This window comes from Ruegeria sp. HKCCD9138, assembly GCF_057220975.1.
This window is the reverse complement of the sequence record NZ_JBWVAZ010000009.1, coordinates 1-14930: the sequence shown is the minus strand read 5'-3', so window position 1 is coordinate 14930 and position 14930 is coordinate 1. Positions and strand designations below refer to the sequence as shown.

At 55.1% G+C, this 14930-nt stretch carries 14 protein-coding genes and 1 pseudogene; 5 read left to right on the top strand and 10 right to left on the bottom strand.

The features are described 5' to 3' along the window. The first annotated feature begins 17 nt into the window (after positions 1-17). Positions 18-1451, top strand: coding sequence for an aldehyde dehydrogenase family protein (locus AC2TEL_RS15225; protein WP_480842978.1), 1434 nt, complete (start codon positions 18-20; stop codon positions 1449-1451). Between the two features lie 49 nt (positions 1452-1500). On the opposite strand, the gene AC2TEL_RS15220 is transcribed toward AC2TEL_RS15225, so the two are convergent. Next, positions 1501-2427 (bottom strand): sugar kinase, encoded by a 927-nt coding sequence (locus AC2TEL_RS15220; RefSeq protein ID WP_480905031.1) that lies wholly within the window; start codon positions 2425-2427, stop codon positions 1501-1503. Continuing rightward, positions 2428-3135, bottom strand: a complete 708-nt coding sequence (locus AC2TEL_RS15215; protein WP_480842980.1) for an FCD domain-containing protein — start codon at positions 3133-3135, stop codon at positions 2428-2430. Between the two features lie 175 nt (positions 3136-3310). Here AC2TEL_RS15215 and AC2TEL_RS15210 point away from each other — a divergent pair, with 175 nt between their 5' ends. From AC2TEL_RS15210 to AC2TEL_RS15200, 3 genes are read left to right on the top strand one after another with little or no spacing between them, the layout of a single operon-like run. Continuing rightward, a complete protein-coding gene (locus AC2TEL_RS15210; RefSeq protein WP_480905028.1) occupies positions 3311-4435 on the top strand; it encodes a mandelate racemase/muconate lactonizing enzyme family protein in 1125 nt (374 codons plus the stop codon). Then, complete coding sequence (locus AC2TEL_RS15205) at positions 4425-5465, top strand: zinc-dependent alcohol dehydrogenase (protein WP_480905026.1); 1041 nt, start codon at positions 4425-4427, stop codon at positions 5463-5465. Before AC2TEL_RS15210 ends, AC2TEL_RS15205 begins: the two co-directional genes overlap by 11 nt. 2 nt (positions 5466-5467) lie before the next feature. Continuing rightward, positions 5468-6229: an SDR family oxidoreductase gene (locus tag AC2TEL_RS15200; RefSeq protein ID WP_480843038.1), complete on the top strand. Its 762-nt coding sequence runs from the start codon at positions 5468-5470 to the stop codon at positions 6227-6229. Between the two features lie 304 nt (positions 6230-6533). Here AC2TEL_RS15200 and AC2TEL_RS15195 read toward each other — a convergent pair whose 3' ends face one another. The 8 genes and pseudogenes from AC2TEL_RS15195 to AC2TEL_RS15160 form a co-directional block, all read right to left on the bottom strand. Further along, complete coding sequence (locus AC2TEL_RS15195) at positions 6534-6836, bottom strand: hypothetical protein (RefSeq protein WP_480905023.1); 303 nt, start codon at positions 6834-6836, stop codon at positions 6534-6536. Between the two features lie 220 nt (positions 6837-7056). Next, the gene (locus AC2TEL_RS15190) at positions 7057-7290 is read right to left on the bottom strand and encodes a hypothetical protein (protein ID WP_480905021.1); all 234 of its coding nucleotides are present in this window, start codon (positions 7288-7290) and stop codon (positions 7057-7059) included. Further along, positions 7278-7963, bottom strand: a pseudogene (locus tag AC2TEL_RS15185) (D-lyxose/D-mannose family sugar isomerase). Before AC2TEL_RS15185 ends, AC2TEL_RS15190 begins: the two are co-directional and overlap by 13 nt. Further along, on the bottom strand, positions 7960-9237 hold the full coding sequence (locus tag AC2TEL_RS15180) for an amylo-alpha-1,6-glucosidase (protein ID WP_480905018.1): 1278 nt from the start codon (positions 9235-9237) through the stop codon (positions 7960-7962). Before AC2TEL_RS15180 ends, AC2TEL_RS15185 begins: the two are co-directional and overlap by 4 nt. Positions 9238-9249: 12 nt before the next feature. After that, positions 9250-10290, bottom strand: coding sequence for an ABC transporter ATP-binding protein (locus AC2TEL_RS15175; RefSeq protein ID WP_480905016.1), 1041 nt, complete (start codon positions 10288-10290; stop codon positions 9250-9252). A gap of 23 nt (positions 10291-10313) precedes the next feature. Next, positions 10314-11150 carry a carbohydrate ABC transporter permease gene (locus AC2TEL_RS15170; RefSeq protein WP_480842986.1) on the bottom strand — a complete coding sequence of 279 codons (837 nt, stop codon included), beginning with the start codon at positions 11148-11150 and terminating at the stop codon, positions 10314-10316. Continuing rightward, on the bottom strand, positions 11147-11992 hold the full coding sequence (locus AC2TEL_RS15165; RefSeq protein WP_480905013.1) for a carbohydrate ABC transporter permease: 846 nt from the start codon (positions 11990-11992) through the stop codon (positions 11147-11149). The genes AC2TEL_RS15170 and AC2TEL_RS15165 overlap by 4 nt, the downstream gene beginning before the upstream one ends. Before the next feature lie 74 nt (positions 11993-12066). After that, complete coding sequence (locus tag AC2TEL_RS15160) at positions 12067-13335, bottom strand: ABC transporter substrate-binding protein (RefSeq protein WP_480905011.1); 1269 nt, start codon at positions 13333-13335, stop codon at positions 12067-12069. Positions 13336-13358: 23 nt separating this feature from the next. Between AC2TEL_RS15160 and AC2TEL_RS15155 the strand changes: the two genes are divergently transcribed. Next, positions 13359-14561 (top strand): LacI family DNA-binding transcriptional regulator, encoded by a 1203-nt coding sequence (locus AC2TEL_RS15155; protein WP_480905008.1) that lies wholly within the window; start codon positions 13359-13361, stop codon positions 14559-14561. Positions 14562-14930: the final 369 nt, after the last annotated feature.

Below are 14930 nucleotides of genomic sequence, written 5' to 3'. Positions count from 1 at the left end.
AAAAGGGGAGAACCGCCGTGTTCTACAAATGCTTCATCGACAATGAATGGGTCGAAGCGGCCAACGGTGCCCGCATGGACGTGCGTAATCCGGCAACCGGCGAGGTTTGGGCCGAAGTGCCAGCCTGTACAAAAGAAGAGGTCAACCGCACGTTGGAAAGCTCCGCGCGAGCTCAGAAGGATTGGGCGCAGCTGCCGCCAATTGAACGTGCCGCCTACATATACAAGATCGCCGAGGGTATCGAGCGTGAACGGACCCTATTGGAAGAGCTGTTGGTCAAGGAACAGGGCAAGACACGCGCCGAGGCTGCCGGAGAGGTCACCGACACCATTCGCTATATGACATATTCCGCCGAAGCCGCGCGGCGCTTACGGGGTGATATTTTCCCGTCTGATAACCCGCGGGAACAACTCTTCATCTACAAAGTGCCCTATGGTGTAACTCTGGGTCTTTGTGCCTATAACTATCCGCTCGCATTGATCGGACGCAAAGCCGGGCCTGCATTGGTGACGGGCAACTCAATGATCCTGAAACCGCATGAAGCAACGCCGGTAACGGCTTCGGTGTTCTGCCGGATCGTCGAAGAAGCAGGTCTTCCACCGGGGGTCATTAACATGGTCACGGGTACTGGCGCTGAGGTCGGTGCGCCGCTGGTTGAAAGCCCGATTGTGCGGCTGATCACCTTGACAGGCTCGATCCGGGCGGGGCAGGCGGTGGCGCAGGCATCAGCCAAGAATATCACTGCACTCTCGCTTGAGCTGGGGGGCAGCGCACCCTTCATCGTGCTCAAGGATGCGGATATTGATGCTGCAGCAGAAGCCTGTGCGATTGCCCGTTTTGCCAATGCAGGGCAAGTGTGCATTTGTTCGGAGTCCGTTCTGGTCGAAGAGCCAATCGCTGCAGAGTTCACCGAGAAGCTGCTTGCCCATGTTGCCAAGATCAAGGTGGGTGACCCAATGACAAATGGCGGAATGGGGCCAATTACAACTCCGGATGCACTGGAGCGGGTGGAAAAGATCGTTGCCGACTCGGTTGCGGGTGGGGCCGAGATTGCCGCCGGTGGAAAGCGGCCCGAGGGTGAGGCATACGCGAAAGGCAATTGGTACGAACCCACCGTTTTGATCAAAGCATCACCCGACACCGCTGCAGTGCGCGAAGAAATCTTCGGGCCGGTTCTGCCAATCGTGCAAGTGGCCGATTACGAAGAAGCGCTTTCAATTGCTAATGACCGACCCGACGGACTGTCCGCCTATTTGTGGACCCAGAATCCGTCTGTCTACATGGACGCCATACAGCGCCTTGAAACCGGAACAATATTTCTGAATTCCGGAATCATCGGCTACATCCAGGGCTACCATAACGGCCACAAGCTGAGCGGTGTGGGCGGCGAGGACGGCGTATATGGGATCGAAGGTTATTTGCAGAAACGCACGGTCTACCAAAAATACTAAACGAAACCAAAACGGAGAAACGGCAGGAACGTTGAGGGCGACCGATTAATCAAGCCGCGTCCGGAATAATCGCGCCGGGGTGCTGAATAACCTGACTGGCAAGATTATGGCCCGCGCGCGCGGCGTCCAGATCGCCATAGCCTTGCACAATCGCTGCGATATAGCCTGCGTTGAAACTGTCACCAGCAGCCGTGCTGTCAACGACTTTTACCACGCTACTTAATCCATCTGGCGTATTGCCTGAACTCAGGTCCACCGGGCCTTCTGCCCCGCGCTTCAGGGCACCTCGTGACACTCCAGTGGTTTTCAAACGCTTTAGGACGTCCAGTGAGATAGCGTCCCCAAAAAGGGACATTTCATCATCGACCGAAGGCAGCGCGATATCAGCGCGCGCCCACATCGCGTCATTGACCTGTCGCGCCACATTGGTGGATTCCCACAGGCGCGCTCGGTAATTGCTGTCATAAACCAGAGTTCCACCATTCTTGCGGAAGTCATCTGACCAATCGATGATCTCGTTTCGAATGCGCTGCGGTAGGATTGCCATCGAAATACCAGTCAGGAAGATGAGATCGAACTGATCAAGGCTGTCCAGCGTTACGTGACATGGATTTTGAAACAAGCTGCGAGCCGCTGCGGCAGAGCGCCAATAGTAGAAACTGCGTTCGCCCATCTCGTCGGTTTCTATTGCATAGAGCCCCGGCATCTGACTTTCCCGCCGCTCGACAAAGTCGGTGTCGAGCCCGTGTGAACGCATTGCCGCGAGAATACGGTCAGAATATGGATCAATGCCCAAAGCGGTGACGTATGACACTGAGGCGGCATCGCCGCGCAGTTGTCTTGCCAAATAGACAGCCGTGTTAAACGTATCCCCGGCAACGCCCAGCGTTGCAGCGTTGTCCTTGCCGGCTATCAGTTCGATCATCACTTCTCCGATGCACGCAATGCGGCGCAGCGGGCGTTTAGACTGGCGCAATTATAGATCCTCGAAAGTCGAAGAGACCTGGTTCCAGGCATTTTTGAGATGTGCGGACATTGCAGTTTCGGCGGCGTCTGGATCACGCATCATGATGCCCTCCAGGATGGCAGTGTGGGCGCGAAAGTTTTCTCGATTGCGATCGGGCAGGCGAGGCATTTGTGACCACTGCGGCTCCAGCCAGGCCACAAACGCCTTGTGGATTGCAGGCAGTACCGGGTTTCTGGGGATCTCGTACAGAACCCTGTGAAACGCCATATCTGTCGCGTAAAAGAGCTGGCTGTCATCGATGGCCGAACCATTCGCGTCGAGCGCGGTTTTCAGATTGGCCAGGTCATCCTTGCTGGCCAAAACAGCAGCTTGCCGGGCAAGAGACACTTCGATCATGACGCGGGAATCGAACAGGTTTTTGACGCCGCCGGGTTCAGTCAGAAGATGGGTCACAATCCCGCTGATTGCGTCAACCGCCGTATCAAAACTGGGCTTGCGTACAACTGGACGATGGCGCGGCCTGGCCTCGATCAATCCGCGCGAAGACAGTACACGAACGGCTTCGCGAACTACCGTGCGAGATATACCGAATTCTTCCATCAGGTTGCGTTCCGGCGGAAGTGGTTCGCCATCGGCCAGGTGGCCCGAATGCACACGATTTTCGATTTCACGGACGACCTGATCGGCTGCCCTGCCTGCTGCTTCTTGTTCGGCCATCCTGGTACTCCTGAATATTCCCGGGCTTAGGGCCGCCTGCACGGCCCTGGTCCATCGACGCTTAATAGGCGTCATGCTTTTGTACGATAAAAACCCAGAGAAGCGCAATAAACTTGACAAAAATTCCGACAATTGGTTACGTAGCTTCAGTTTGGTCGTACCAAAAGAGAATTCTATGAACGCTTCCCACACCGACTATCAGATTGTCAATTCCCGGGTTCGGTTGTTCGAAGTGCCCTTGGCCGAAGTATTGACCGACGCCAAACACGGCGATCACACGCATTTCGAACTGATCTGTGTAACTGTGCGCCTGAAGGATGGGTCCGAGGGAACCGGGTACACCTATACGGGCGGAAGAGGCGGGCGTGCGATTGCCGCGATGATCCAGTTCGATCTGGCACCGTTCCTGATCGGGTGGGATGCCACCCGTGTCGAGGAACTCTACGAGGCAATGCAGTGGCATGTTCACTATGTCGCGCGCGGCGGCATCGCATCATTCGCGATCTCTGCAATTGACATCGCGCTCTGGGATCTTCGTGGCAAACGAACGGGCCAGGCTCTGTGGCAAATGGCCGGAGGGACCTCGGACCGGTGCCGGGCCTATGCGGGAGGCATCGATCTGAACTTCCCGCTTCCAAAGCTGCTGGACAGCATTCGCACTTACTTGGAGAGGGGGTTCAATGGCGTTAAGATCAAGGTCGGCCAACCAACTCTGGCCGAGGATGTATCCCGCGTTGAAGCTGTGCGCCAACTTATCGGGCCAGACATCACTTTCATGGTCGATGCGAACTATTCGATGACCGTGGACGAAGCCATAGTCGCTGCCGAAGCATTCAAACCTTATGATATTACATGGTTCGAGGAGCCAATTATCCCTGATAACTACAAGGGGTTCGGCCGCATCGCCGAGGTCACGGGCGTTCCACTGGCGATGGGTGAGAATCTCCATACGATCCACGAGTTTGAATACGCGTTTGAGGACGCCAGGTTGAGCTTCATCCAGCCCGATGCTTCAAACTGCGGCGGAATCACAGGCTGGATGAAAGTTGCGAAGCTCAGCCAGGCCTACGGTATCCCAGTATGCTCGCATGGCATGCAGGAACTGCATGTCAGCCTGGTATCCGCGCAACCAAATGCTGGCTGGATAGAAGTCCATTCCTTCCCGATCGACGAATATACGAACCGCCCGCTATTGGTTGAGGAACACTTGGCCGTGGCACCCTCGACGCCTGGCATTGGCGTGACGTTCGACTGGGCAAAACTGCAAGCTGCACATGAGGGCATCAAAAATGAGTGCTGAACCCATCAGAGCCGCATATTACCGTGGTGACCGGACATTCGCTGTCGAACAATCAAAACCTGCGGAGCCTGGCCCCGACGAGGTTCGTATCCGCATCGCGTATTGCGGAATCTGCGGGACCGACATGCACGTCTATCACGGCAACATGGATGCCCGCGTTGGCAAGAACCGCGTTATTGGGCACGAAATGTCCGGCGTTGTAGAAGCGGTGGGAGCGGGCGTTTCGTCAGGTCTGCTAGGCCAGAACGTTGTGGTTCGGCCCCTGGATCACTGTGGCGACTGTCCTGCATGCAAGGCCGGACACAAGCATATCTGCCACAACCTGAAGTTTCTGGGCTTGGATACTGACGGTGCAATGCAGGAGCTTTGGGTCGTACCGTCACACACAATTCACGTGCTTCCGGCCAATCTGCGCCTTGATCATGCAGCACTCATTGAACCCGTGGCCGTCGCTTGCCACGATGTGCGCATGTCAGGTCTTTTGCCCGGTGAAGATGTCGTGGTCATTGGCGGCGGGCCTATCGGTGTTCTGGTCGCCATGACAGCTCGGGATGCAGGCGGGCGGGTGGTGATTTCCGAGGTCAACCCGAACCGTCTGATGATTGCCGAAAAACTGGGTTTCGAGACACTGAACCCGACAGTGGTCGATCTGGTTACAAAGAGCAATTCATGGACAGGCGGAAAAGGCGCCGACGTGGTGTTCGAAGTTTCCGGCACCCAAGCGGGCGTTGATGCCATGACAGCGGTTGCTGCCACGCGTGCACGTATCGTTATGGTGGCAATCCATGCGCAGAAGCCGCAGATTGACATGTTTCAGTTCTTCTGGCGCGAACTAAAGCTGATCGGCGCACGAGTCTACGAACCCGAAGACTATGAGAAGGCCATATCGATCATTGCGTCAGGCGGGGTAGACGCCGAAACGCTCATAACTGATGTCGCACCATTGAGCGACATCCAGTCTGCGTTCGAAGCTCTTGATCGCAGCCCCACTGCGATGAAAAGTCTGATCAAGGTCGGAGAGAGGCAATGAGCATACTGAAAGACTTTGATCTCGCCGGTAAGACGGCGCTGGTAACCGGATGCAAACGCGGCATTGGTCGCGGGATAGCCGAAGCTCTGGCTGAGGCCGGCGCCGATATCATTGGTGTTTCTGCAACCCTGCCAGCGGATAGTGAGGTAGAGCAAGCCGTACGTAGTCGGGGCCGCGAGTTTTCAAGATATCGGTGTGACTTCTCGGATCGTAACGCTGTGATGGCCTTTGCATCTGAATTGAATGCGGACGGCCATCAACCGGACATACTGGTCAACAACGCAGGCACCATAAGACGCAAACCTGCAGCCGAACATCCGGACGAATGGTGGGACGAAGTGATCGAGGTCAATCTGTCCGCTCAGTTCATCCTGTCCCGCGAGATCGGAAAGGGCATGATTGATCGTGGGTCAGGAAAGATCATCTTCACAGCTTCGCTCTTGACGTTTCAGGGTGGAATTACGGTTCCCGGCTATGCTGCCTCCAAGGGGGGAATTGGGCAATTGACCAAGGCGTTGGCGAACGAATGGGCTCCGAAAGGTTTGAACGTCAACGCCATTGCCCCTGGATATATCGCAACCGACAACACGAAGGCCCTGCAAGAAGATGCGGTCAGAGCAAAATCCATCCTGGAACGTATACCGCAGGGCCGGTGGGGCACACCTCGCGATTTCGCCGGACCTGCCGTCTTCCTTGCCTCTGCTGCCTCGGACTATGTTAACGGTGAAATCCTGGTCGTTGATGGCGGTTGGATGGGTCGTTAGAGACGGCTTTTTGGAAAGTTGTGAACGCAGCAAGTTGGCTTGGCGATCGCAGTGAACTTAGGCGGCAGAGATGTGTCGCAAGCTTTAAGCTACAATTGACAAGCACGCGGGTTATGACGTTTGTTTTTTAGCACATAGTCCTCTGGTAGTTTTTGGCTTGATTACATTAATAGGCTGCCCATTCCCTGAGGACGTGGTTTTACACGCAGTGTACTTCTGTATGCAGTACACAGTGTCATAGGTTTTGTTGCAAACTTTTGACCATTGGAGCTGTGCAGGTTAGGCGGTGGCCGGCCAACCGTATTCACCAGTTGAAAGCCAGCTCATGATCTCCTTCAAAGGCGCGCAATAATCGGATCGCCAACTCCATCCATGTAATCTTCGAAGAAATTTGCAACAGAACCATCCGCATTGCCTCAATCATGGCGTGGCTCAGCCTGCTTATTCCAGCCTCAGATAGATGTACTGTAATCCGAGAGGCACGCGAAAGGTCTGCAGACTCCTTCTTAAACGTGCCAATTGCATGGCTGGCCATTCCAAGCTGCTCTGGCTTCACGTTATCTTCCAACTCAATTGGGAATCGCAAATTGCATAAGAAGCGGTGCATGTGTCAATCATATGCTTCAGCCTGAGGGTCAATCGATTGAGTGTTGCAAAAAACAACGACAATGCCCAGGAGGCGCATGGTTCAGTCCGTTTTCCAGATGACCAAATTGTGCAAATCCCCATCGGAGGTAGATTTGTCGGGCCTTAGGATCGGAAGTGCCAAGCCAGACGCTGTGACAGCCTCTCGCCTTGGCCAAAGTACAGGCACGGCCGGATAGCGCTCAGGCCAAGCCCTGACACCGAAACGGTGGGGCGACCCACAGCACGTTAAGCAACATCCATCCATAAGATGTTGCACCCAATAGCCCGCCTTTCAGTCCAGCGTTCTCTCGGCAAACCAAATGAACGGTGCTGTTGACCCCTTGCGGCTTTTGGCAACCCAATTCTTCCAGCAAGAGCTGTTCCAATTCCAGCGCCATATCTCCGCCGCCGATTTCATCAATCAGCCAAGCCATTTGGGATAATCGCTGACCAGCAGGTGTGTCGGAAAAGCATCCTCCTCAACCTCAGAGAAACGTCCAATGGGCTCACGAAAATATTGTCGGTCTCATCGTCATTGACGGTCGAGACCTCGCCGATCAGAACATCCCCACCTTCGCCCCAGAACGCGTGCCAGTCACCGGGCCGTAAAGTGACGCTTTCACCGGGCGCCAGGCGCAGTTTCTCACCCGGACCAAAGCTGTGGCGGATGCCGTACAACCAAACTACTCCGCCGCGGTCTTCTGCAAACCGACCCGCGTCATCAGAGCCGAAGAGTTCAACGACCAGGGTTGCGCCGCCGCGGTTGATGATATCTTCAGCCGTTAGAACATGCGTATGCATGGGCGACAACTGATCCTGCCGTGAAATCAACAGCTTCTCGGCATAGCACATGCCTCCACCCTTGGCCAAATCACTCTGTAAACCGTTGCGCAGCGTGAAAAGAAACAGGCCCATCCTATCAAAATCACCGTCACCGTAATCGGTGATATCCCAGCCGCAACGCGCGTCGATCACGTGCCGGGCATCACTTTCATTTGCCTTGAACTCCTCGGGTGTCCAATAGGCGAAAGGTGGCAAAATGAAACCGCGAGAGCAAATTATGTCGTTCGCGTGCGCCATAATCTCGTTGATGCGTGAACGTTTCATGCGGGCACTTTTTGAACCTTAAGGATTTCGATTACCATTGCGGCCGTCCAAGTAAAGTTTTCGCCGCCACATGGCTCGCCGCTGACAGGATCATAGTATTCCGCAAAGCCGCTTTTCTTGATGAGGCGCAAGCTGTCAGCCAGAATGCGTTGCGCAATAGCGTTCTGCCCCGACAAGTTCAGACCCTCTGCAATCATATAGTTCACGACCAACCATGTCGGTCCACGCCAATAGCGTTTGCTGTCAAAGGCGTCGTCAGCCGGGTCGTGACTGGGCACCAGATAACCACATCGCTCGGCCAACAAGTTGATCCTTTGCGCGAGCGCTTCAGCGCGCCCGTTAGGCACGCGTGCAATTGCCGCAAGTAAGCCACCGACTGTTGGCGTGTCCTGCAAGCTCCTCGCGGCGCGGTTGTAACACGAGTATTGCCCAAGCATTGGATTCCATAGGTTTTCCAGCGATGCGCGACCCTTGGCAGCCATTTTACGGGCTTCAGAAGCCATCGACGGAATTCCCAAGATGTCTGCCAAATCCGCGACATCGTCGCAGGACCGTATCAGGATGGCGTTAAAGCCCGGATCAACCAGTCGGAAAGGTGAAGCGTCGTGGAGTTTCGCGTTGTCCCATCCCAATTCGCGGAAGTGCTCAACCAACCAGATATACCTTTGGTACTGATCATCCGTTGGGCGATGATCGGGATTGGCATGTGTCGTATCGCGTCGCATGAAAGGGGTTACACCCTCTGTTGGCACAGCCTCTAACCCTTCGTCCCAATCTATAGAATTGTCCCGACCAGACTCCCATGGGTGGATGATCGCCACCAGACCAGTGCCTTCGGGATCCCGGTTTCGATAAAACCACTGATGCCATGCATGGACTTTGGGTAAGAGCTTGGCCAGACGGGCACGTGCGACTGCATTGTCATCAGAACGACCGTAAAGCTTGCGTAATGCCAAGCCCGCGACCGCCGGCTGGGTTATGCCGGTCGTGGGCACAACTTGGCCGGTTTGCCAGACGTCAGGTCCAGGGAAATACCCGTCGTCAGGTTCGTGGAAAATGATATGGGGCACCATACCGTCATCCCACTGATGCGCCATAAGTGTCTCGACTTCGATCCAGGCTCGGTCCATGTCAAAATGCGAAAAGCCAAGTGCGGACAGAGCGCTGTCCCAGTTCCATTGGAAGGGATAGAGGCCGAGGGTGGGCACTGTATAGCCGCCCCGGTCATTCCCTTCCATGATGCCGCGGGCCTGATCAATCAGCGCTTGGCTCATCCTGCTTCTCCTTTAGGCGACGGCCAGAGTGGTTTCCGAGTCAAACCAGCGTCCCCTGCCCTCTTGGGGCGCCAGCGTCAGTACGTCGCCAGGTTTTACGCTGAGCTCACTGTCCAGAACAGCGCGGAACTGGTGTCCGTCGACATCACAAGTCACCAGCAAATGTGCGCCCAAAGGCTCAACGACCTTAGCGCGCGCACCAAAGCCCGCATCAGCAACGCGCAGATCTTCCGGGCGAATGGCCCATTTCAGAACTTTGCCACTTGCCGGACCGTCAAAGTTCTGTCCTGCCACTGTCCAGCGACCGGAGCCCGCAGCTTCAGCGGGGAGGAAATTCATCGGTGGATTGCCAATGAAACTGGCCACAAACTCGGCCGCTGGATCCCTGTAAACCTCGATGGGCGAGGCTGCCTGAACGATTTTGCCTTGATGCATGACGCTGATCCGGTCGGCCATGGACATGGCTTCGACCTGGTCGTGGGTCACATAGATGGCGGTGGTTTTGCTTTCGGCCAAAACGCCCTTTAGCTCAGCCCGCATTTCCATCCGCAACAGTGCGTCCAGGTTTGATAGCGGTTCGTCCATCAGGATCACATCAGGCTCCATCGCCAACGCCCGGGCAACTGCTACACGCTGGCGCTGTCCGCCTGACAGCTCGCCCGAATAGCGCTTCAAGAGCTGCTCGATATGCATCAGCCCCGCGGTGCGCTCGACCCGACGCTTAACTTCGTCATCGGGCAATTTTTGCATCCGCAGACCAAAGCCAATGTTCTCGAACACCGTCAGATGCGGAAAGACCGCATAGTTCTGGAACACCATCGAAATGCCGCGATCTTTGGGCGACAGGTGATCCACGCGGCGCCCGCCGATCCAGACTTCGCCGGTTGTGGCCGTCTCAAGACCAGCGATGATACGCAAAAGCGTAGACTTACCACAGCCCGAGGCCCCAAGAAGGACCATGAACTCTTGGTCTGCGATGGTCAGGTTGATGTCGTGAAGAGCTTGGTAAGATCCAAAGTTCTTGGCGACGTTCTTGATCTGTATTTCAGCCATAACAGTTTCCTTTCAGCCACCGCTCAGCGGTTGGCAATGCCCCACATGGCAAAGAGATATTTACGCACAGCGAAGATGAAGATCAGCGCAGGCACCACGAGGATGAAGCCGCCTGCGAATTTCAGGTGCAGCGGTGCTTCGCCAAGGGTCTGCAACAGGAACGCGGGAAGCGTCCGGTTCTCGATGGTCAGCACGGCAGCCGCGAATACCTCGTTCCACGAAATCACGAAGGCAAAGATCGCCGAGGCCGTGATACCCGGCAACACCAGTGGCAGGATCACCTTGGTAAATGCGGTCAGACGCGTGCAGCCCAAAGTCCAGGCAGCTTCCTCCAACTCCAACGGAATGCCCGAGAAGAGCGAGAAGGTAATCAGAACCGCGAAAGGAATCGCCAGGGTCGTGTGCACAAGAGACAGGCCAAAGGCCGTGTCATCCAACCCTGTGCGTATAAAGAGAACTGCAAGGGGAAGCGCCAGAAGCGGAAGCGGGAAAGCCCGCGTCAGCAAGATCAGCAACCTGAACAGCTCTTTCCCGCGGAATTCAAACCGAGAGAGGGCGTAGCCTGCCGGCGCTCCGATGGTGATTGACATCACCATCGTCAGCACAGCAACCACAACCGAGTTCCACAGAGCCATCAGCATTCCCTGGAACCCCATGAAGAAGTTTATGGATCCCATATTGAACTCCGGAAAGAAGCTCTTCGGGAAGCTGTTCACCGTTTCCGGTGAAGACATTGTGTTCACGAACAAAAGGTAGAGTGGAACAATTACCCAAGCACACAGCAAGATCACTCCGGCCCGGTAGACCCCCCTGCCCGCCTTGCGGGCATCAGGGGCTACAACATCAGCTACAGCGGTCATATCGTTGCTCCTTTCGGGACACGCAGTGCGCGCATGATGAGCAGAGTAAAGACGATCGAGATAATCAGAACGATGATTGCTAGTGCGGCAGCTGCTCCGCCATTTTGCAGGTCAAACTGATAAGCGTAGATCTCGCCCATAAGCACCGGGAAGAGCGTGCCACCGAGCGCCGCGACCACAGCAAAGACTTCGAAAGCCAGAATGACGCGCAGGATCAATGCTGTTTGCAACGATGGACGCAACATTGGCAGGGTGATCCGGGTGAATTGCTTCCAGCGAGAGGCACCAAACACATCGGCGGCCTCATAGTATTCTTTAGGGATCAGACCTATGCCCGCCACCAGTATCACGAGCATGATCGCGGTCGCGCGCCAAATCTCGGCCAGCATAATCGCCAGGAACACGATCCACGGGGTTTGATAGCTAAGTAAACTCACAGGTTGGTCCGTGACACCAAGTCCCACCATCATCGAGTTCAGGAAACCCGATTGCTCGAAGATCGCCAGCCAGATGATGCCGGCAGCAAGGTCAGAGATGCCAAGCGGAATGGTCCAAATGTACAGAACCAAATCGCGGCCCTTTTGCATCTTCGTGACCATCGTGGCCATCAGAAGGGACAGTGCCAACTGGATCGGCACTACAGCTGCGGCCAGAAGGAATGTATTCTTCATCGAGATCGGGAACTTCCAATAGCTCACAACCTCGCGAAAGTTATCCAGTGAGAAACCGTTCTCCGTTCCAAACGCCTCCTGCGCGACCAGCACAAACGGGTAGAGGAAAAACAGACAGAGAAACAGGGTCACCGGGAGGACCAGAAAGTATGGCAATAGCCGCGCTTCCATCGGACCGCTCCTTTGAAATTTTAAAATGCTGGGAAATGGGCCGCCGTCAAAACGGCCCAATTGCTTGTTTGGGTTTATTCGACGGGACATGGGCCGTCTGAAGGCGCATCAGGAGCCCAGCAAGGAGCGCCAGTTTCGTTCATGATCTTTTCAAGCTGTTTCTTTTGATCTTCCAGAACCTGCTCGATGGGTTGCCCCGCCAAAACAATGCGCTCGAACGTGTCCACATAGACACGGTTGAAATCACCACCCATGCTGCCCAAACCTGCAGGCAATAGTCCAGGATTGGCGTCTGCCGATCCGCTCATTGTGGCAACCGCTTCGCCTGCTGCCTTGACCGAAGGTGGCAGGTCGTCGGGCAGTTCGACATCAACCACGGGGAAGAAGTTGGTTGCCTTTAGGGTTGCAATCTGCGTCTCAGGCTGCATCAGATAAGTCACCAGAGCTTTCGCGCTTTCGGCGTCCGGTGCGGTACGCGGGATGGCAACACCTGCCAGAACAGGCATGAAACCGCGACCAGTCGGACCTGCAGGTGCCGGGAAGGCAACGAAGTCGTCAGGGCGCTCGTTGAAGGCTTGCGCCAGACGCGAGGTGTGATCGAAAACGATCCAGGCATCGCCGTTCAACAGCTGTTCCTGCATGAAAGAGAAGTTGGTCGATGCAGGGTTTGTGTGGCTCCACAGCTCTTTGAATTTCTCCCACGCCGTCACGGCCTCCGGCGACGCAAAAGTCCGCACAACACCATCTGTGTAAGACGGATAGAGGTAGCCCTGGAAGAACCGGTGTTTCAGCCCCTTGGGACCCGCAGGAAAGCCGAATTTCTTCTGGCCGGTCGCTTCTTCAACATTGGCCGCCCAGGCAATCAATTGGTCATAGGTCAACGCATTGATATCTGCACCTTCAGGCAGGTACTGCAGTGCTTCAGTGTTCGCGGCCATGATATAGCTTGCTTGCATCCAGGGCATGTAATGAAGGCTGTCAGTTCCTAGCTTGGCAAGATCGTTAAAAGTGTCTGAGGACGACATGACGCCCAAATCACCGAGATCCACTAGGTCTTCGGGATTCATCGCCGAGAAGTTACCATGCAATGAGCCCAGCAAATCAATGCTGCCAGAACCAGCTTGCAGTTCGGCTTGCAGACGTGTCAGCCACGGCCCATCTTCGTTCGGCTGGTAATCAACCTCGCGATCAAAGCCGCCGAGGACTTCGGTCCGCATCGCCTGCGCTTCTTCGGCAGGTCGGGCCTGCGTAGACCAGAACAGAGTTTCCGCTTGTACGGCAGCGGCTCCGACAAGCATGGCAACACCGGATACGGCACCCGCCAGTTTCGAATGAATAGACATGTTTTCCTCCGTTATGCCTGAGGTTGACCGAAACCTGGCAACCTCCCTCCCTCGCCGAAGAACTTGGGTTAGCCAATGGCGAATATCGACAATATGATACATCGTTATATCATGAGTCAAGCCCGAGGCCTTTTCGCTTTTTTCATAATTTACTTGAAGTAATCAGAGTCACCTGCAAATTAAGAAGAACGTTATACCTGGAAATTGCAGTCATCATGATAAAAAAGCCCACCCTATCTAGCGTTGCCAAAGAAGCGGGCGTGTCGGTTCCCACCGTTAGTCAGGTCATGCGCAACACGGGTCGAATTTCAGAACAGACGCGTCAGAAAGTTCTGAGCGCAGCGAAACGACTTCGTTACGTTCCAAATCACGCGGCGGCTACCATGCGATCAGGTGAAAATCGCGAAGTCGGCTTTATGCTGAATAAACTGGCGAACCCATTTAATTCAGAAGTTGTGAGCAGCGCCGTAGACCTTCTTGAAAGTGAAGGTTTCATGGTCTCAATCCTCGATGCGCAAGGGGATCTTCAACGCCAAGACCGCCTCATGGAAGCATGTATTCGATTTGGCCGCGGCGGATTGATCTGGGTTCCGGCGCTCGACACACAGGAAGAATCACTGGAGCTCATAAAGGCTCATAACGTACCCACTGTCACCTTCATGAGAAAGGTGTCGAAGTCTCTTGACTATGTAGGCGTTCTAAACACTGAAGCTCTCACTCGGGCAACACAGCATTTGATCGATTTAGGGCACAGGCACATTGCCTATTTTGGCGGTACCGAGCAAACATCAGTGCGTGAAGAGCGTATAGCAGGATATCTAGACGCACTTAAGCAGTTAGATGGCGCGCAGCCAGTTATTTGGCCCTGTGACGAGAACAAGCGTGCTGGCTTTGACTCTATAGCAGCACTCCGCAAGCAGCATTCTGAGGTGACTGGCATCGTGTGCAATGGTGATGTTGTCGCGCTAGGAGCCTGCCTTGGATTGATCCGATCCGGGTTAACGCCGGGACATGATTTTTCCGTCGTGGGTTTCGATGACATTGAGGAGGCCGGTATCTCAACCCCTGGCCTGACCACGATGGCGATCAATCCCAAAATGCTGGGCACGCGATTGGCCGAGATCCTGCTGGACCGAATGCGAACACCAAATCTCCCGGTCCGGCATCTTGAGTACTCCGCGACGTTGAAAGTTCGCGAAACATCAGGAGGCGCGCGCCATCACTAAAACGTTCCGGCGCAGAAATTGCCCCAGTTTCTTGTCGCAACAAATCTCAAATCGTTGCCTGTGTGGAACCAGGGACAAATTTGCTTTGTTTAGCAACTTTTTGCCCTCTCTCCGAATTGAATGTGCCTCGGATGTTTGGATACCCCAGTAGCACAATAATCAGAACCGGGTCAGAGTTGATGCAACAACCAGCTGTTTCCCAGGGTTCCGGCTGGGTGACCCACACCAGTAGGCTTGTCAGTTCAGAGCGCAGATCTAAGACTCGAACCAACCATGCCGAAAGTCAGTTGGCTTCCCCCCTACACTGCTGCGGCCCAGAAGCGGTATCTGCCCTGTCCGGTGATTTCGCGGGCCAGGCCGCGTTGGGTG

Bases quoted from the DNA above. Each gene is read 5' to 3' on its own strand.
- AC2TEL_RS15215 (WP_480842980.1), bottom strand. From the start codon at position 3,135: ATGGCCGAACAAGAAGCAGCAGGCAGGGCAGCCGATCAGGTCGTCCGT.
- AC2TEL_RS15210 (WP_480905028.1), top strand. From the start codon at position 3,311: ATGAACGCTTCCCACACCGACTATCAGATTGTCAATTCCCGGGTTCGG.
- AC2TEL_RS15205 (WP_480905026.1), top strand. From the start codon at position 4,425: ATGAGTGCTGAACCCATCAGAGCCGCATATTACCGTGGTGACCGGACA.
- AC2TEL_RS15195 (WP_480905023.1), bottom strand. From the start codon at position 6,836: ATGCACCGCTTCTTATGCAATTTGCGATTCCCAATTGAGTTGGAAGAT.
- AC2TEL_RS15190 (WP_480905021.1), bottom strand. From the start codon at position 7,290: ATGGCTTGGCTGATTGATGAAATCGGCGGCGGAGATATGGCGCTGGAA.
- AC2TEL_RS15180 (WP_480905018.1), bottom strand. From the start codon at position 9,237: ATGAGCCAAGCGCTGATTGATCAGGCCCGCGGCATCATGGAAGGGAAT.
- AC2TEL_RS15175 (WP_480905016.1), bottom strand. From the start codon at position 10,290: ATGGCTGAAATACAGATCAAGAACGTCGCCAAGAACTTTGGATCTTAC.
- AC2TEL_RS15170 (WP_480842986.1), bottom strand. From the start codon at position 11,150: ATGACCGCTGTAGCTGATGTTGTAGCCCCTGATGCCCGCAAGGCGGGC.
- AC2TEL_RS15165 (WP_480905013.1), bottom strand. From the start codon at position 11,992: ATGGAAGCGCGGCTATTGCCATACTTTCTGGTCCTCCCGGTGACCCTG.
- AC2TEL_RS15160 (WP_480905011.1), bottom strand. From the start codon at position 13,335: ATGTCTATTCATTCGAAACTGGCGGGTGCCGTATCCGGTGTTGCCATG.